The organism is Actinomycetospora sp. CA-101289 (assembly GCF_050955895.1).
Lineage (GTDB): Bacteria > Actinomycetota > Actinomycetes > Mycobacteriales > Pseudonocardiaceae > Actinomycetospora.
This window is the reverse complement of the sequence record NZ_CP192093.1, coordinates 456,618-472,770: the sequence shown is the minus strand read 5'-3', so window position 1 is coordinate 472,770 and position 16,153 is coordinate 456,618. Positions and strand designations below refer to the sequence as shown.

The following is a 16,153-nucleotide window of genomic DNA, read 5'->3' as shown; positions in this document are numbered from 1 at the left end:
TCAGCGCCCCGTTCCTGCGTAGACGACGGCTTCCTCGTCGCCGCCCAGCTCGAAGGCGGCGTGCAGCGCGCGGACGGCGTCGTCGAGCTGGGTGTCGCGGAGGAGGGCAGAGATGCGGATCTCCGAGGTGTTCATCATCTCGATGTTCACGCCCGCCTCGGCCAGGGACTCGCAGAACGTGGCGGTGACACCGGGGTGGCTGCGCATGCCCGCCCCGACCAGCGTCACCTTGCCGACGTGCTCGTCGTAGAGGACGTCCTCGTGCCCGACCTCGGCCTGCACCGCCGCGAGGGCGTCGACGGCGCGGGGGCCGTCCTTGACCGGCAGCGTGAACGTCACGTCGGTCTTGCCCGTCTTCAGGTGCGAGACGTTCTGCAGCACCATGTCGATGTTGACGTCGACGTCGGCGAGCGCGCGGAAGATCCGCGCCGCGAAGCCGGGCTGGTCGGGCACGCCGACCACGGTCACCTTGGCCTCGGATCGGTCGTGCGCGACGCCGGTGAGGACGGCCTGTTCCACGCTGAGCTCCTCGATCGACCCGACGATCGTCGTGCCGGGCTTGTCGTTGTACGACGAGCGCACCCGCAGCGGGACGCCCTCGCGGCGCGCGTACTCGACCGCGCGCAGGTGCAGCACCTTGGCCCCGCACGCGGCCATCTCGAGCATCTCCTCGTAGGTGATGGTCTCGAGCAGCTTCGCGTCCGGGACGATGCGCGGATCGGCCGAGTAGACGCCGTCGACGTCGGTGTAGATCTCGCAGATGTCGGCCTTCATGGCGGCGGCCATGGCCACCGCCGTGGTGTCCGAGCCGCCGCGACCCAGGGTGGTGATCTCCCGGGAGTCCGCGCTCACGCCCTGGAACCCCGCGACGAGCGCGATGTGGTCCTCGGCGAGGGCGGCGTGGATGCGCCCCGGGGTGACGTCGACGATCCGCGCGTCGCCGTGCTTGCCGGTGGTGATCATGCCGGCCTGCGAGCCGGTGAACGAGCGCGCCCGGCCGCCCTGGGCATTGATGGCCATCGCCAGCAGCGCGTTGGAGATGCGCTCGCCGGAGGTGAGCAGCATGTCCAGCTCGCGGAGCGGCGGGCTGGGGTGGACCTGCATCGCGAGGTCGGTCAGCTCGTCGGTGGTGTCGCCCATGGCCGAGGCGACGACGACGACGTCGTGGCCGTCCTTGCCCGTGCGCACGATCCGCTCGGCCACCCGGCGGATGCGCTCCGCGTCCTGGACGGACGAGCCGCCGTACTTCTGGACGACGAGTGCCACCGCGACTGACCTCCACCTGCGGGCCGAACTGTTCGTCCGACCCTATCGGAGGCGCGCCGGGTCACGAGGTGGTCGCCGCCACCCACGCGGCCCTACGGCGCGAGGGCGTTGAGCAGCTTGGAGACGACGATGCCGATCGCGATCCACACCACGGCCGCGAGGCCGAAGTTGAGGATGATGCGCAGCGACTCGCTGGCCGGCAGGAACAGGTCGCCGATGCCCAACGTCAGGTTGGACGCGAGGTCGCGGAAGAACACCGTGATGCCGTTCGAGGGGTTGGCGCCCGCCACCGAGAGGACGACGTGGACCACCAGGATCGCGGCGAAGATGACGGTGAGGACCCGGATCACCGACGCGGCGACCGTGAGGACCTTCCGGGCCAGCGCACGGAGGTCTTCCGAGGTGTGGGAACGCCGCTGTTCGGCCGTGTCCGAGCTCGCATCCTGCGCCATGTGGGCATCATGGCACGGCCGTTGACGCGTCGGTAGCCGGGCGTGCGACCTCGGTCACCGCACCCCCGTCGTCGCAGGTCAGCACCATGATCAGCGGCCCGTGCGACCCCCGCTCGGGGAGCCGGGGTACCGGGAGGTGTCCCCGCGGCGTTACCGTGACCACGATGTTCTCCGCGCCCGCAGCTCCGTCGCTCCCGACGAGCCTGCTCCTTCGCCGCCGCGGCGGGGTCTGAACAGACCGGCCCCTCGCCGCGGGTGATGCGCGCTGCCGGTCGCCATCCCTCGCAGTGCTGCAGGATCCAGGAGCGCGACAACCCATGAGCATAATCCCCGGCGCGACGGCGAGCGACGAACCGATCGCCGACATCCGCTCGACCGTCGTCCATCCCGACGGCGACATCCCGGCGGACCAGCCCGCGTGGAACACCCAGCGGCCCAGCCGCATGCCGGTCCACCGCTACCAGCCCTTCGCCGACCTCGTCGAGAAGGTCTCCCTGCCCGACCGCTCGTGGCCGGACAAGGTGATCGAGAAGGCGCCGCTGTGGGGCGCGGTCGACCTGCGCGACGGCAACCAGGCGCTGATCGACCCGATGTCCCCGGCCCGCAAGCGCCGCATGTTCGACCTGCTCGTACGCATGGGCTACAAGGAGATCGAGGTCGGCTTCCCGGCCGCCTCGCAGACCGACTTCGACTTCGTCCGCGAGATCGTCGAGCAGGGCGCGATCCCCGCCGACGTCCGCATCCAGGTGCTGACGCAGGCGCGGCCCGAGCTGATCACCCGCACCTTCGAGTCGCTCGAGGGCGTGCACTCGGCCGTCGTGCACCTCTACAACTCGACGTCGATCCTGCAGCGCCGCGTCGTCTTCCGCTCCGACCGCGACGGGATCACGAAGATCGCGACTGACGGGGCGGCGCACGTCCGCGCCGAGGCCGAGAAGCGGCCCGCCACCGACTGGCGCTTCCAGTACTCGCCGGAGTCCTACACGGGCACCGAGCTCTCCTACGCCAAGGAGATCGTCGACGCCGTCGGTGACGTCTGGGAGCCGACGCCCGAGCGCCCGATGATCGTCAACCTGCCGGCGACGGTGGAGATGGCGACCCCGAACGTCTACGCCGACTCCATCGAGTGGATGCACCGGAACCTCGCCCGGCGTGACTCGATCATCCTGTCGCTGCACCCCCACAACGACCGCGGCACCGGCGTGGCCGCCGCCGAGCTGGGCGTCCAGGCCGGGGCCGACCGCGTCGAGGGCTGCCTGTTCGGCAACGGCGAGCGCACCGGCAACGTCTGCCTCGTGACCCTGGGCATGAACCTGTTCAGCCAGGGCATCGACCCGCAGATCGACTTCTCGGACATCGACGAGGTCCGCCGCACCGTCGAGTTCTGCAACCAGCTGCCCGTTCCCGAGCGCCACCCCTGGGGCGGCGACCTCGTGTTCACCGCGTTCTCGGGCTCGCACCAGGACGCGATCAACAAGGGCCTGCAGGCGATGGCCGCCGAGGCCGCGGACGCCGGGCACGAGGTGGCCGAGCACCCGTGGGAGGTCCCGTACCTGCCCATCGACCCGAAGGACGTCGGCCGCACGTACGAGGCGGTCATCCGGGTCAACTCGCAGTCGGGCAAGGGCGGCGTCGCCTACCTCATGAAGACCGAGCACCAGATGGAGCTGCCGCGCCGGCTCCAGATCGAGTTCTCGCGCCGGGTGCAGGAGCAGACCGACACCGAGGGCGGCGAGGTCTCGGCCAAGGAGATGCACGACATCTTCGTCGAGGAGTACCTGCAGCGCCGGGTCCCGCTGGAGCTCGTGCGCTCGCGCGTCGCCACCCACGACGACGGCAAGGCCGAGCTCGAGGCCACGCTGCGCGTCGAGGGCGACATCCACGAGGTCACCGGCGTCGGCAACGGCCCGATCGCGGCGTTCGTCGACGCGCTCGCCTCGGTGGGCTACGACGTCCGCGTCCTCGACTACGCCGAGCACGCCATGTCCGCCGGCGACGACGCCCGCGCCGCCGCCTACGTCGAGGCCGCGGTGGGCGACACCGAGGTCTGGGGCGTGGGGATCGACAGCTCGATCCTGACCGCGTCGCTCAAGGCCGTCGTGTCGGCGGTCAACCGCGCGATGCGCTGACGGTCCCGCTCGTGACTTCGGTGGCGGATCCCGCGCTAGGCGCGGGGTTCGTCACCGAAGTCGGAGCAAGATCTCTAGGGCGAGCCGGGCAGGTCGAACTCGCCCGCCTTGACGCCGGCCACGAACGCCGCCCACTCCGCGGGCGTGAACCGCAGGGCCGGGGCGTCGCCGGACTTGGTGTCGACGACCCGGACCTCGCCCGCCTCGATCGCGACGCCGACGCACCCGCCGTCGGTGCAGAAGCTGCTGGTCACGACGGCGCGCTGATCCACTCTCGAGAAACGACAGGCGGCCGCAACCGATACGTCCGGGCGCTCCTCGTGGTGCAGGTTCACCCGTCCCGGATCCATCGCGCCGCCCGCTCGATGAGCGGGATGGACTCGGGCTCGGAGAGCGCGACCTGGTCGAGCGTCGCCAGCCGGGACTCGTAGGCCGCGAGCTCGCCCGGGTCGGCGAGGAACGACGCGCCGTCGGCGTTCTCGAGGTGCACGATCCCGTGCTCGATGCCGGCCGAGAACTCGAGCTTCGCGAACGGGCTCCGGCTCGCGGCGACGAGGCCGGCGGAGAACGGCAGGACGCGCAGGTCCACGTGGTCGGCCTCGGCGACGTCGACCAGGTGCTGCACCTGGGCGAGCAGGACCTCCGGCGAGCCGACCCCGCGGTAGAGCGTCGACTCGTCGAGGATGCAGTGGAAGTCGAGCCCGTGCTCCTGCGCGAGCGCCTCCTGCCGCTTGAGGCGGACCTCGACGAGGCGCTCCACCTGCGACGTCGAGTAGACCCCGTCCCACCTGCTGCGGAGCACGGCGCGTGCGTAGTCGGCGGTCTGCAGGAGTCCGTGCACCACGTAGGGCTCGTAGGCCACGATGCGCGCCGCGTCCCACTCGAGCTCGACGTAGGTGTCGAAGCCCGGCGGGAGGACGTCGGCGTAGGCCTGCCACCACGTCGGTGCGCGGCCGGTGCGCGCCCACTCGAGGAGACGATCACGGTGGCCGTCTTCCGCGACGGCGTACACGTCGAGCATGTCCCGCACGTCGCGCCAGCGCGGGACGCCCTTGCCGTTCTCCAGCCGGCTGATCTTCGACGGCGAGCACTCGAGCCGCCGCGCCACGTCCTCGAGCTTCAGGCCCGCGCCCTCGCGCAGCCGCCGGAGCTCGCCACCAAGGCGGCGACGGGTCACCACGGGGCCGGGTGACCAGGTCATGCGGACGCCTCCGGGGTCGGGCGCGGGCGCCGGCTCCCCCCGGCCGGCATCGGTCCGTACACGGTAGACCGCAGACGGCCATGTCGTCACGCAATCGTTGCCTGCAATTGCACAGCACACTTGTGCGATGCAGTGGCGCACGGCACTCTCAAGTCACGGCCCGACCGGCGCCGTGGACCGCACGACCCGACGGGGGGAACGACCATGACGACGACGGAGAGCACGAGGAGCACGCGCGGGAATGGGCTCGCCGGGGGCTTCCGATGACCGCCATGATGATCATCGTCGCGGTGGTCGTCTTCTGGGCACTGTTCGTGGTGGGTGTGCTCGTGGGCATCTCGGTGCACCGCGAGGCGACGCGACGCCGCACCCACCGTCTCGATCGGGACCGCGTCGAGCTCGAGCTCGACCGCGAGGACCTGGAGATCGACCGTGCCGATCTCTTCGCCGGACGCCGGCTCGTGCGTGTCCGGGACGTGATCCAGCCCTAGAAGGCGCGGCGACCCGAGAGGGCGCGGCCGAGCGTGAGCTCGTCGGCGAACTCCAGGTCGCCGCCCATGGGCAGGCCGGAGGCCAGCTTGGTCACCGTGAGCCCGGGGAAGTCCCGCAGCAGGCGCACGAGGTAGGTGGCCGTGGCCTCGCCCTCGGTGTTGGGATCCATGGCCAGGATGACCTCGGCGATCTCCGGCTCGTCGCCGGCCCCGCCGATGCGCGTGAGCAGCTCGCGCACCCGCAGCTGGTCGGGGCCGATGCCCGAGAGCGGATCGAGCGCCCCGCCCAGCACGTGGTATCGGCCGCGGAACTCGCGGGTGCGCTCCACGGCCATGACGTCCTTGGGCTCCTCGACCACGCACACCAGCGACGCGTCGCGGCGGGCGTCGGCGCAGATCCGGCAGCGGGGCCGCTCGGAGACGTTGCCGCAGACCTCGCAGAACACGACACCGATCTTGACCTTCTGCAGGGCGTCCTGCAGGCGGGTCAGGTCGGCCTCCTCGGTGGCGAGGAGGTGGAACGCGATGCGCTGGGCGCTCTTGGGCCCGATCCCGGGCAGACGGCCGAGCTCGTCGATGAGGTCCTGGACCGGGCCTTCGAACACCGGAGCTACTGCCCGGGCAGGCCCAGCCCGCCGCCCATGTCCCCGAGCCCGCCCGCCAGCGGCCCCATCTTCTCGGCCTGGAGCTCCGCGGCCGCCTGCGCCGCGTCGGCGATGGCGCCCACGATGAGGTCCTGCAGCGTCTCGACGTCGTCGGGGTCGACGACCTTCGGGTCGATCTTCACGGAGCGGACCTCGCCGGTGGCGGTCTGCGTGATCGTGACCAGCCCGTTGCCGGCCTGCCCCGTGACCTCGGCCTCGGCCAGCTCGGCCTGGGCGGACATCAGCTGCTCCTGCATGGCCTGCGCCTGCTGCAGCAGGGCGCCCATGTCCATGCCTTCGGGGTTCTGACCGGGTTGCATGTCGCCAGCCTAACCGCGCCCCCGACGCGGCGACCGGGCACGCTGGGCACCGATGGACTCGACCCACAGCACCCTGCTGCACCGCCTGCTCGACGCCACCACCTGGCGCGCCTTCGACGTGGACGGCGAGGGCCGCATCCTCGCCGGGCACGACGCCTCGGGGACGGTCCAGCTCGTCGAGCTGCGCCCCGACGGGTCCCGCACGCCGCTGACCGCCCTGCCCGGCGCCTGCCACGGGCGCTACGTGCCGGGCGCGCGGACGGTCGTCGTCTCCCACGACGCGGGCGGCGACGAGCGCGCGCAGCTCTCGCTGCTCGATCCCGACGCCGTGGTGGAGCCGGTGGGCGAGGACGGCCTGACGCCGCTCGTGCACGACCCCGCGTACATCCACGGCCTGGTCGAGGTCCTCCCGACCGGCGAGGTCGTCTACACGACGAACCGGCGCAACGGCGTCGACTTCGACCTCGTCGTCCGCCGCGTCGCGGACGGCACCGAGACCGTGCTCTACGACGGTGGCGGGATGGTCGGCGGTGCCGCGGTCAGCCACGACGGCACCCGCGCGCTGATGACCCGCCCCGGCCTCCCGGCGCTGAGCTCGCAGGTCCTGCTGCTCGTCGGTGACACGACGACCGAGCTCACCGACGCCGACGAGCACGCCCGCTACCTCGGCCCGCAGTGGCTGCCGCGGGGCGAGGCCGCGGTCATCACCACCGACTCCGGGCGCGACCACCTCGGCGTGGCCCGGCTCGACGTCGTCACCGGCGCCCTGCACTGGCTGGTCACCGACGATGACCACGACGTCACCGCGCGCCTGTCCCCCGACGGCGAGTCCCTGCTCGTGGTCACCGACGACGACGGCGCGAGCCGGCTGGCGATCCACGACGCGGACGGCACGTTCCGCCGCGACGTCGCGCTGCCCGCGGACTACGCCGGCGGCGTCGCCGACTTCCTCGCCGTGCCCCGCTGGTCGCCCGACGGAACGGGCCTGGCGCTGACGTGGACCGACCCGGCGACCCCGGCCGACGTCGTGCTCGTCGACGCCGGGCGCGGGCGCGCCGCGACGGTCGCGTCGTCCCGCGACCAGCTCGACGGCCTGGCGCTCGTCGCCCCCACCAGCCACGGCGTCCCGACGCCCGACGGCGAGACGGTGCCGTGCTTCGTCTACGCGCCGCACGGGGCAGGACAGCACGCCGATAGGGGGTCCAGCGTCGTCATCGTCCACGGCGGGCCGGAGGGACAGTCGGTGCGCTCGTTCTCGGCGATCGTCCAGTCCCTCGTCGGCGAGGGGCACACGGTGCTCGTGCCCAACGTGCGCGGCTCGGTGGGCTACGGGAAGCGCTGGTACTCCCTCGACGACGTCGAGCGCCGGCTGGACTCGGTGGCCGACCTCGCCGCCCTGCACGCCTACCTCCCGCGCCTCGGGCTCGACCCGGCGCGCTCGGCGCTGTGGGGTGGCTCGTACGGCGGCTACATGGTGCTGGCGGGCCTGGCGTTCCAGCCCGAGCTGTGGGCCGGCGGCGTCGACATCGTCGGCATCTCGTCGCTGGTGACGTTCCTGGAGAACACCTCGCCGTACCGCCGCGCGCACCGCGAGCGGGAGTACGGCTCGCTCGAGCGCGACCGGGAGTTCCTCGAGCGCGCGTCGCCGTTGAACCGGATCGGGGACGTGCGGGCCCCGCTGTTCGTCATCCACGGCGCCAACGACCCCCGCGTGCCGCTGTCGGAGGCCGAGCAGGTGGCCGCCGCGGTGCGGGCGAACGGGGTCGAGGTCGAGATGGTGGTCTACGACGACGAGGGCCACGGGCTGGCGAAGCGCGTCAACCGCCTCGACGCCTACCCGCGCGCGGTCGCGTTCCTGGGGCGGGCGCTGATCGGCTGACCGGCCCTACTCCGCGAACACCCCGGCGCGCGCCGCCGCGGCCGCCGCCCGCGCGGCACGGCGCGCGTCGTCCTCCGTGGGCACCTCGCCCCGGGTGAGCAGCTGGTAGTACATCGGCGCGGACACCGCGCGGACCACCGCGGCGGGATCGGTCCCGCGCGGCAGCTCGCCCCGCTCCACGGCGTCGACGACGCAGGGGCTCCACGTGGCGATCCGGCGGTCGTAGAAGCCGCGCAGCGCCTCGGCGGTGCCGGGGTCGGCGGTGGCCGCCGCCACGAGCGCGGCGAAGAGCCGGCCCTGCCGGGGGTCGGCGAGGGTCGAGCGGACGAGGTCGGCGTTGGCCGCGAGGTCCCCGTCCAGCGTGCCGGTGTCGGTGCGGGGCAGCGACGTCTCGGCCATGTCGGCGACCAGGTCGCTGACGACCGCGGCGACGGTGCCCCACCGCCGGTAGACGGTGGTCTTGCCGATCCCGGCCCGGCGGGCCAGCTCGGCAAGGTCGATCCCGGACGGCCCGCCCTCGACGAGCGCCGCGGCCGCCGCGTCGAGCAGCGCGGCCCGCACCCGCGCGGCGCGGCCTCCCGGACGGACGTCGGCTCCTGGCATGTCCTCAGCTTATCGGTTCTCTGGTTCCGTTTGTGTTAAGGTTCCTAACGGAACTACAGGACCATTAAGGAGGAGACCATGGAACATCGGACGCTGGGCCGCAGCGGACTGCGCGTGCCGGTGCTGGGCTTCGGCGCCGGCACGTTCGGCGGGCGGGGCGAGCTCTTCGGGGCCTGGGGCTCCACCGACGTCGCCGCGGCGCGGGACATCGTCGCCCGCTGCCTCGACGCCGGGGTGACGCTGTTCGACACCGCCGACGTCTACTCCGAGGGCGCCTCGGAGGAGGTCCTGGGCGCCGCCCTGGGACGCCGCCGGGACGAGGTGCTGATCTCGACGAAGGCCGCCCTGCCGATCGGGCCCGGCCCGAACGACGCCGGCACCTCCCGCCAGCACCTCCGGCGCGCCGTGCACGACGCGCTGCGCCGGCTGGGCACCGACCACATCGACCTGTTCCAGCTCCACGCCTACGACGCGTTCACCCCGGTCGACGAGGTGCTCTCGACCCTCGACCAGCTGGTCGCCGACGGGGCGATCCGGTACGTCGGCGTCTCCAACCACTCGGGGTGGCAGCTCATGCGGGCCCTCGAGCGCGCCGACCAGCACGGATGGCCCCGCTGCGTCGCCCACCAGGTCTACTACTCACTGATCGGGCGGGACTACGAGTGGGACCTCATGCCCCTCGCCGCCGAGGAGGGCGTCGGCGCGCTGGTCTGGAGCCCGCTCGGGTGGGGCCGTCTCACCGGGCGCGTGCGCCGCGGGGCCCCGCTCCCGGAGGGCAGCCGGCTGCACACCACCGCCGCCGCGGGGCCACCGGTGGACGACCAGCTGCTCCACGACGTCGTCGACGTCCTCGAGGCGATCGCCGGCGAGACCGGGCGGACCGTCCCGCAGATCGCCCTGAACTGGCTCACGACCCGCCCGACGGTGAGCTCGGTGATCGTCGGCGCCCGCGACCTCGACCAGCTCGAGCAGAACCTCGGCGCCGTCGGCTGGGACCTCGACGACGACCAGCTCGCCCGCCTCGACGCGGTCAGCCGTCGTCCCGCGCCCTACCCGCACTTCCCGTACGAGCGCCAGGAGGGCTTCGCCCGGCTCAACCCGCCGATCGCGGCTCGCTAGCGCCCGTCGACCCGCCGCGCGCCGAGCTGCGAGGTCAGCAGCTCCATCGCCGCCTCCTCCGGGTCGATCCGCGCGCCGCCGCTGGTGCCGCCGGGGTCGGCGGCGGCCTCGGCGTACATGTCGTCCTCCGTGACGTCACCGTCCTCCGGCGGCTCGGGCGGGGGCGGGATGTCCGACGGCGGCGCCGACCGGCGGGCCGGCGGGGCCGGGGGCGAGCCGGCGCCCTGGCGCGCCGGGGCCTCAGGGGACGGACGCTCCGGCCGGCGCGGCGGGTCGGGCCGCTGGCGCGCGGGCTCGGGCCGCCGGGCACCGCCCGTGTCGCCGCCGCCCGCGCCATGCACGGCCTGCACCGTCCACTGCCCGGACAGCACCACCCCGAGCGCTGCAGCGACGTGGTCGGCGCGGTTGGGCTGCGAGAGCTGGCGCGCCAGCGGCGGCGTCGGCATGCCGAGCGTGACCGTAGTGCCCTCGACCGCCGTCACCGTGGCGTTCTGCAGCAACGCGTGGGTGGGCTTGTTGCGCTCGCGCACCTGGTTCATGACCTCGGGCCACACCCGCCGCAGCGCCGCGGCGTCGACCGCGCCGGTGGGCGCGGGAGCGGGAGCGGGCTCCGGCTCCGGTGTCGGCTCCGGGGCCGGCGCCGGGGTCTCCCGCCGCGCCGGTGGTGCGGGCCGCTCGGGAGGGGCGGGCCGCTCGGCCCGCGCCGGGGCGTCGCGCGGCGGGTCGTCGCGGCTCGCGACCGTGGCCGTCGGGCGGTCGGTGGGCGGGACGACGGTGGCGTCGAGCTCGCTGGCCCGGGGCGGGGCCTCCTCGTCGGAGCGCTGCGACGGCCGGCTGAAGCGCCCGCCCTCGTCGCCGGCGCCGCCCGGCCCGGGCGCGCCCACCGCCAGGCGCCGCTCGACGCCCTCGAGGCGCTGGATCATCGCCGCGTCCGCCGACGAGGCCGCGGGCAGGAGCATCCGCGCGCAGACCAGCTCGAGCAGCAGGCGCGGCGCGGTGGTCCCGCGCATCTCGGTGAGCGCGGTGTGCACCAGCTCGGCGTGCCGGGCCAGCGCCGCCGGGCCGAGACGCTGGGCCTGGTCGACCATGCGCTCGAGCTCGTCGGCGGGGACGTCGACCATGCCGCGCTCGCCGGCGTCGGGCACGGCGTGGACGAGGATGAGGTCGCGCAGGCGCTGGAGCAGGTCGGCGGCGAAGCGGCGCGGGTCGTGCCCCGCCTCGACGAGGCGGTCGACGGCTCCGAACACCGCGGGCCCGTCCTGTGCGCCGAGCGCGTCGACGACGTCGTCGAGGATCGCCACGTCGGTGACCCCGAGCAGACCGACCGCGTGGGCGTAGGTGACGCCCTCGGGGCCCGCACCGGCCAGCAGCTGGTCGAGGACCGACAGCGAGTCGCGCGCCGAGCCACCGCCGGCGCGCACGACCAGCGGGTAGACCGCCGGCTCGACCGTCACGCCCTCCTCGGTGCAGATGCGCTCGAGCAGCCCGCGCAGCGTGCTGGGCGGCAGCAGGCGGAACGGGTAGTGGTGGGTGCGCGAGCGGATGGTGGTGAGCACCTTGTCCGGCTCGGTGGTGGCGAACACGAAGATCAGGTGCTCGGGCGGCTCCTCGACCACCTTGAGCAGCGCGTTGAACGCCGCCGTGGTGACCATGTGCGCCTCGTCGATGATGAAGACGCGGTACCGCGAGCTCACCGGCGCGAAGTGGGCGCGGTCGCGCAGCTCGCGGGCGTCGTCGACGCCGTTGTGGCTGGCCGCGTCCATCTCGGTGACGTCGAGGGAGCCGGGGCCGTTGGGCGCGAGGGCGATGCAGGACTCGCACACCCCGCACGGCTCGGGCGTCGGGCCCTGCACGCAGTTCAGCGAGCGGGCGAGGATGCGGGCGCTGGAGGTCTTGCCGCAGCCGCGCGGCCCGGAGAACAGGTAGGCGTGGTTGACCCGGCCGGCCGACAGCGCGGTGCGCAGCGGGTCGGTGACGTGCTCCTGCCCGACGACCTCGGCGAACGTCGCGGGCCGGTACCTGCGGTAGAGCGCCAGAGCCACGGCCCGAGGCTACGCGGACGGTCCGACGACGAGACGGGGACCGAGACAGAAGGGGACCCCGCGCACCCGTCAGAGCCCGCTGACCCTTGCTGCCTTCCGGCCCTGGGGGAGTTCACAGGATGGACGCCGCGCGGGGTCCGACCACAGTGTATCGAAGCCGCCGCGACGGCCCCGGCCCCCGGGGTCCACCGGTGCCGGGGCTGTAGTCTCTCCGGCGGAGGATTGGCCGAGCGGCCTAAGGCGCACGATTGGAAATCGTGTTGGGCTCACACCCTCACGGGTTCGAATCCCGTATCCTCCGCCACCCGCCCGCCGGGCTCGACCCGCAGCGGAGGGCCCACCGTCGTCGATGACACGGTGGGCCCGTGCGCGGACTCCTCATCACCCTGGTCGTCATCGTCGCCATCCTGGTCGGTGTCGACTTCGCGGCGCGCTGGGTGGCCGAGGACCGCGTCGGCGTCGCGCTGCAGGACGCGCTGGACCTGCCGAACCCGCCGGACGTCGACGTCCGCGGCTTCCCGTTCCTCACCCAGGCCGTCGCCGGGCGCTACGACGACGTCGGGCTCTCGGCGCCGGGCATCGCCTACGGCGAGCTGCGCGACATCACGCTGACCGCCGACCTCGAGGGCGTGTCGGTGCCGCTGGAGAACCTGGTCAACGGGCAGGTGCGGCGCATCCCCGCCGAGCGGGTCACCGCGTCCGCGCGCGTCAACCCCACCGACCTCGCGCGGCTGCTCGACGTCGGCGAGCTGACCATCGAGCCGCTCACCGCCGCCGACCTCGAGCGCCTGCGCAGCGAGGCCGACGCCGACGACTCCGGCGCCTCGGGCAGCAGCCGCGCGCTCGCCGGCGTCGACCCCGCGTCGTCGGTGCGCCTGACCTCGACGACGACGGTCGGCGGCCAGTCGGTGCAGGTCGCGGTGGTCGCGTCGTTCCGGCTCTCGGGCGGGCGGATCACGCTGCAGGCCCGCGACATCCGCACCGAGGGCGCCGACGACGCGAACGGTCGCGTGGCCGCCGCCGCGCTGCGCGAGCAGCTGTCCGGGTTCTCGACGAGCGTCGACCCCGGGCAGCTCCCGTTCGCCATCACCGCGACCGAGCTGCGCGCCGAGGACGGGGTGCTCGTGGTGTCTGGGACCGCGCAGGACGTCGACCTCCTCGACCCCCCGGGTGCCTGACACAGTGAGCGCCATGCAGGACATCCGCTGGGCGGTCGCCGGCCCGGGCCGCATCGCCGCCAAGGTCGCCGCCGACCTCGCCCTGGTGGAGGGCACGACGCTGGCCGCCGTCGGCTCGCGGTCGCCGGAGCGCGCCCGCGCCTTCGCCGACGAGCACGGCGGGCCCGACACCCGCGCCCACGGCAGCTACCGCGCCATGGTCGACGACCCGGACGTCGACGTCGTCTACATCGCCACGCCCCACCCGCAGCACGCCGCGCTGGCGGTGGCCTGCCTCGAGGCCGACAAGGCCGTGCTGGTGGAGAAGACGTTCACCGCGACGCTGGCCGGGGCCTGGCGGGTGGTCGACACGGCCCGCACCCACGGAGTGTTCGCCATGGAGGCGATGTGGACGCGCTTCCAGCCCGCCGTGGTGCGGATGCGCGAGCTGATCGCCGACGGCGCCATCGGCGAGCCCCGCTCGGTGCAGGCCGACCTCGGCACCGTGCGCGACGTCGACCCCGACGACCGGCTGTTCTCCCTCGAGCTCGGCGGCGGCGCGCTGCTCGACCTGGGCGTCTACCCCGTGTCGTTCGCGCAGATGGTGCTGGGCACGCCCGACCGCGTCCACGCGGTGGCCACCCGCGAGTCCACCGGCGTCGACGCCGACGGCGCGATGCTGCTCGGCTTCCCCGAGGGCCGCTTCGCGACCATGCACACCTCGTTCCACAGCCCGTCGCCCGGCCAGGCGCGGGTGTTCGGGTCGACCGGCTGGATCGACGTGCTGCCCCGGTTCCACCACCCGACCGTGATCGTGCTGCACCACGACGCCGACGACGAGGGCGAGCGGATCGAGCTGCCCGCCACCGGCTCGGGGCTCTACCACGAGCTGGTGGAGGTGACCGACTGTCTGCGCCGTGGCGCCACCGAGTCCACGGTTATGCCGCTGGACGACACGCTGGCCGTGCAGGGCGTGCTCGCCGAGGCGGCCGACCAACTGGGACTGGTCTTCCGGGAGGACGACTCGACCGTGTGACGGCGAGCCGGACGGCGCAACCGTGGGTGACGGGCGTGTCCGCCGGGCGAGGGCCCCTACCCTGCACGCGACGAGGGGGGAGGTGGGCCATGCCGGAGGGGGAACAGGCGGTACCGGTCCCCGGGCCGCGTGCCGGGTCGCCGCACAGTGGGCTGCGCCGCGCGACGACCGAGCGGGCGATCCTGGACTGCGTCGCGGACGAGGACGGGCCGCTTACGCGCGCCGAGCTGTCGCGGAGGACGTCGATCTCGCCGCCCGCGATCAGCGAGGCGGTGCGGCGGCTCGAGGCCGACGAGGTCCTGGTCTCGGTCGGGCCGCGCTCGGGGGTGCCCGGTGCCGTCGCGACGCTGTACGACCTCGCGCCGGGCACCGGGGTGGTGGCGGCCGTCGAGATCAACCGGTCGGTGGTGCGCACGGCGGTGGCCGACCTGGTCGGGCACACGCTCGAGAGCACCGACCACGACCCGCCGCACGACCACGACGTCGTGGCTCGGCTCGACGAGGTCCTCGAGGCCGTGCGCGCGCGGTGGTGCGGGCAGGGACGGCCGCTGCGGGCGGTGGCCGTGTCGATCGCGAACCCCGTCGACCCGGCGACCGGGCGGGTGGTCGAGCTGCGCGAGTCGGCGTTCCCGGCCGGCGTGCTCGGCGCCGACGACGTCCGTGGCGTCGACCCGGCGATGGTCGTGCTGGACAACGACGTCAACTTCGCGGCGCTGGCCGAGCGCGACCACGGCGCCGCGCTCGGCACGTCGACCTTCGCCTACCTCTACGTCGGCGAGCGGCACAGCGTCGGGCTGGGCCTCGTGCTCGACGGGCTGCTCGTCCGCGGCGCGCGCGGCCTCGCCGGCGAGATCGGCTACCTGCCCGTGGGGCCGGGCGAGGGGCGCTTCCGTTTCGGCGAGGCGATGGCGGCGCGGGGGCTGCGGGCCCCGGACGACGGCGCCTCCATCGACGACACCGCGCTCGAGGCCGCCGGGCGGACGCTGGGCGAGGCGGCCGTCGCGGTCTGCGCGACCGTCGACCCCGGCCTGCTCGTGCTCGGCGGCCCGGTGGGCCTGGTGCCCGGGCTGCTCCCCCACGTCATCGCGACGGTGGCCGAGCTCGCGCCGCGCGAGGTGCCGGTGGTGGTCGGCGCGCTGGGCGGGACGGCGCCGCTGTGGGGCGCGCTGGCCGAGGCGCGCCGGCGGGCGTGGGGGGCGCTGGTCTCGGGGCGGGGGTGAGTCACCCGAGCACCCAGGTCGCCGCCTCCTTGACCACCGCGCGGTCACGGGCACCGTCGTCGCGGGCCGCGGCGTCGGCGTCGGGGTGCGGGTCGAGCAGGACGTGGGTGGCGCCGAGCGCCCGCAGCTCGTCGAGGTCGGCGCGGATCTGGTCGCGGTGGCCCTGCCCGGTCAGTCGCGCGTCGTCGGGCCGGTGCTCGGCGGTGGGGTGCAGCACGATCCGCGGCGCGAGCGCCGGGACGGGCCGGCCCGCCTCCTGCGCCGCCGCCCGCAGGCCCGGCAGGCCGTGGTCGCGCAGCCAGCCGGCGGGGAAGCGCAGGGGGTGCCAGGCCTGACCCAGCCGCACGGCGCGGCGCCGGGCAGGGGCGGTGTTGCCGCCGACCCACAGCGGCGGGTGGGGCCGCTGGCGAGGGCGCGGGCGGGTGTCGACGTCCCGACCGGCGACGTCGACGACGTCGCCGGCCCAGAGGGCCAGCACCGCACGCAGGTACTCGTCGGTGATCGCGCCGCGCCGGTCCGGGTCGACGCCCAGCGCGGCGAACTCCTCGCCCGCCCAGCCCACGCCCACCCCGACGATCAGCCGGCCCCGACGAT

The 16,153-nt window shown here is 74.2% G+C and carries 16 protein-coding genes, 1 tRNA gene and 1 other RNA gene; 8 read left to right on the top strand and 10 right to left on the bottom strand.

What is annotated here, in order from left to right:
• Together ACQPX6_RS02300 and ACQPX6_RS02295 are read right to left on the bottom strand one after the other, a co-directional pair.
• Positions 1–1,266, bottom strand: coding sequence for an aspartate kinase (locus ACQPX6_RS02300; RefSeq protein ID WP_433785140.1), 1,266 nt, complete (start codon positions 1,264–1,266; stop codon positions 1–3).
• Positions 1,267–1,358: 92 nt separating this feature from the next.
• Positions 1,359–1,718, bottom strand: a complete 360-nt coding sequence (locus tag ACQPX6_RS02295; RefSeq protein WP_433785139.1) for a hypothetical protein — start codon at positions 1,716–1,718, stop codon at positions 1,359–1,361.
• Positions 1,719–2,035: 317 nt separating this feature from the next.
• Between ACQPX6_RS02295 and leuA the strand changes: the two genes are divergently transcribed.
• Positions 2,036–3,847: a 2-isopropylmalate synthase gene (leuA, locus tag ACQPX6_RS02290; protein ID WP_433785137.1), complete on the top strand. Its 1,812-nt coding sequence runs from the start codon at positions 2,036–2,038 to the stop codon at positions 3,845–3,847.
• A 74-nt stretch (positions 3,848–3,921) separates the two neighbouring features.
• Here leuA and ACQPX6_RS02285 read toward each other — a convergent pair whose 3' ends face one another.
• Entirely contained in the window at positions 3,922–4,101 is a 180-nt protein-coding gene (locus ACQPX6_RS02285) for a DUF397 domain-containing protein (RefSeq protein WP_433785136.1), read from the bottom strand.
• 77 nt (positions 4,102–4,178) lie between these two features.
• Positions 4,179–5,048, bottom strand: coding sequence for a helix-turn-helix domain-containing protein (locus ACQPX6_RS02280; RefSeq protein WP_433785135.1), 870 nt, complete (start codon positions 5,046–5,048; stop codon positions 4,179–4,181).
• Between the two features lie 263 nt (positions 5,049–5,311).
• Here ACQPX6_RS02280 and ACQPX6_RS02275 point away from each other — a divergent pair, with 263 nt between their 5' ends.
• Positions 5,312–5,539, top strand: a complete 228-nt coding sequence (locus ACQPX6_RS02275) for a hypothetical protein (RefSeq protein ID WP_433785134.1) — start codon at positions 5,312–5,314, stop codon at positions 5,537–5,539.
• Here ACQPX6_RS02275 and recR read toward each other — a convergent pair.
• Together recR and ACQPX6_RS02265 are read right to left on the bottom strand one after the other, a co-directional pair.
• Positions 5,536–6,144: a recombination mediator RecR gene (recR, locus tag ACQPX6_RS02270; protein ID WP_433785132.1), complete on the bottom strand. Its 609-nt coding sequence runs from the start codon at positions 6,142–6,144 to the stop codon at positions 5,536–5,538. The two genes, ACQPX6_RS02275 and recR, sit on opposite strands and share 4 nt — an antisense overlap.
• A gap of 5 nt (positions 6,145–6,149) precedes the next feature.
• Positions 6,150–6,503 carry a YbaB/EbfC family nucleoid-associated protein gene (locus ACQPX6_RS02265; RefSeq protein WP_116708628.1) on the bottom strand — a complete coding sequence of 118 codons (354 nt, stop codon included), beginning with the start codon at positions 6,501–6,503 and terminating at the stop codon, positions 6,150–6,152.
• A 52-nt stretch (positions 6,504–6,555) separates the two neighbouring features.
• Here ACQPX6_RS02265 and ACQPX6_RS02260 point away from each other — a divergent pair, with 52 nt between their 5' ends.
• Positions 6,556–8,382, top strand: a complete 1,827-nt coding sequence (locus tag ACQPX6_RS02260; RefSeq protein WP_433785130.1) for an alpha/beta fold hydrolase — start codon at positions 6,556–6,558, stop codon at positions 8,380–8,382.
• Between the two features lie 6 nt (positions 8,383–8,388).
• Here ACQPX6_RS02260 and ACQPX6_RS02255 read toward each other — a convergent pair whose 3' ends face one another.
• Positions 8,389–8,985 (bottom strand): TetR-like C-terminal domain-containing protein, encoded by a 597-nt coding sequence (locus ACQPX6_RS02255; RefSeq protein ID WP_433785129.1) that lies wholly within the window; start codon positions 8,983–8,985, stop codon positions 8,389–8,391.
• Positions 8,986–9,063: 78 nt separating this feature from the next.
• On the opposite strand from ACQPX6_RS02255, the gene ACQPX6_RS02250 reads away from it, so the two are divergent.
• On the top strand, positions 9,064–10,104 hold the full coding sequence (locus tag ACQPX6_RS02250; protein ID WP_433785127.1) for an aldo/keto reductase: 1,041 nt from the start codon (positions 9,064–9,066) through the stop codon (positions 10,102–10,104).
• Here ACQPX6_RS02250 and ACQPX6_RS02245 read toward each other — a convergent pair.
• Positions 10,101–12,146 carry a DNA polymerase III subunit gamma and tau gene (locus ACQPX6_RS02245; RefSeq protein WP_433785126.1) on the bottom strand — a complete coding sequence of 682 codons (2,046 nt, stop codon included), beginning with the start codon at positions 12,144–12,146 and terminating at the stop codon, positions 10,101–10,103. The two genes, ACQPX6_RS02250 and ACQPX6_RS02245, sit on opposite strands and share 4 nt — an antisense overlap.
• A 47-nt stretch (positions 12,147–12,193) precedes the next feature.
• An RNA gene (gene ffs / locus ACQPX6_RS02240) (signal recognition particle sRNA small type) lies at positions 12,194–12,288 on the bottom strand.
• A 74-nt stretch (positions 12,289–12,362) separates the two neighbouring features.
• On the opposite strand from ffs, the gene ACQPX6_RS02235 reads away from it, so the two are divergent.
• The 4 genes from ACQPX6_RS02235 to ACQPX6_RS02220 all read left to right on the top strand — a co-directional run bounded on the left by ACQPX6_RS02235 (position 12,363) and on the right by ACQPX6_RS02220 (position 15,559).
• A tRNA-Ser gene (locus tag ACQPX6_RS02235) sits at positions 12,363–12,450 on the top strand.
• Positions 12,451–12,511: 61 nt separating this feature from the next.
• The gene (locus ACQPX6_RS02230) at positions 12,512–13,324 is read left to right on the top strand and encodes an LmeA family phospholipid-binding protein (RefSeq protein ID WP_433785125.1); all 813 of its coding nucleotides are present in this window, start codon (positions 12,512–12,514) and stop codon (positions 13,322–13,324) included.
• A 13-nt stretch (positions 13,325–13,337) separates the two neighbouring features.
• Entirely contained in the window at positions 13,338–14,339 is a 1,002-nt protein-coding gene (locus ACQPX6_RS02225; RefSeq protein ID WP_433785124.1) for a Gfo/Idh/MocA family protein, read from the top strand.
• An 89-nt stretch (positions 14,340–14,428) separates the two neighbouring features.
• Positions 14,429–15,559 carry an ROK family transcriptional regulator gene (locus ACQPX6_RS02220; RefSeq protein ID WP_433785123.1) on the top strand — a complete coding sequence of 377 codons (1,131 nt, stop codon included), beginning with the start codon at positions 14,429–14,431 and terminating at the stop codon, positions 15,557–15,559.
• 1 nt (position 15,560) lies between these two features.
• Here ACQPX6_RS02220 and ACQPX6_RS02215 read toward each other — a convergent pair whose 3' ends face one another.
• Complete coding sequence (locus tag ACQPX6_RS02215) at positions 15,561–16,136, bottom strand: LLM class flavin-dependent oxidoreductase (RefSeq protein ID WP_433788170.1); 576 nt, start codon at positions 16,134–16,136, stop codon at positions 15,561–15,563.
• Positions 16,137–16,153 lie beyond the last annotated feature (17 nt).

Excerpts from the sequence above, each read along its gene's own strand:
- ACQPX6_RS02295 (WP_433785139.1), bottom strand. The coding sequence starts at position 1,718 with ATGGCGCAGGATGCGAGCTCGGACACGGCCGAACAGCGGCGTTCCCAC.
- leuA (WP_433785137.1), top strand. The coding sequence starts at position 2,036 with ATGAGCATAATCCCCGGCGCGACGGCGAGCGACGAACCGATCGCCGAC.
- ACQPX6_RS02280 (WP_433785135.1), bottom strand. The coding sequence starts at position 5,048 with ATGACCTGGTCACCCGGCCCCGTGGTGACCCGTCGCCGCCTTGGTGGC.
- ACQPX6_RS02275 (WP_433785134.1), top strand. The coding sequence starts at position 5,312 with ATGACCGCCATGATGATCATCGTCGCGGTGGTCGTCTTCTGGGCACTG.
- ACQPX6_RS02265 (WP_116708628.1), bottom strand. The coding sequence starts at position 6,503 with ATGCAACCCGGTCAGAACCCCGAAGGCATGGACATGGGCGCCCTGCTG.
- ACQPX6_RS02260 (WP_433785130.1), top strand. The coding sequence starts at position 6,556 with ATGGACTCGACCCACAGCACCCTGCTGCACCGCCTGCTCGACGCCACC.
- ACQPX6_RS02255 (WP_433785129.1), bottom strand. The coding sequence starts at position 8,985 with ATGCCAGGAGCCGACGTCCGTCCGGGAGGCCGCGCCGCGCGGGTGCGG.
- ACQPX6_RS02250 (WP_433785127.1), top strand. The coding sequence starts at position 9,064 with ATGGAACATCGGACGCTGGGCCGCAGCGGACTGCGCGTGCCGGTGCTG.
- ACQPX6_RS02225 (WP_433785124.1), top strand. The coding sequence starts at position 13,338 with ATGCAGGACATCCGCTGGGCGGTCGCCGGCCCGGGCCGCATCGCCGCC.
- ACQPX6_RS02220 (WP_433785123.1), top strand. The coding sequence starts at position 14,429 with ATGCCGGAGGGGGAACAGGCGGTACCGGTCCCCGGGCCGCGTGCCGGG.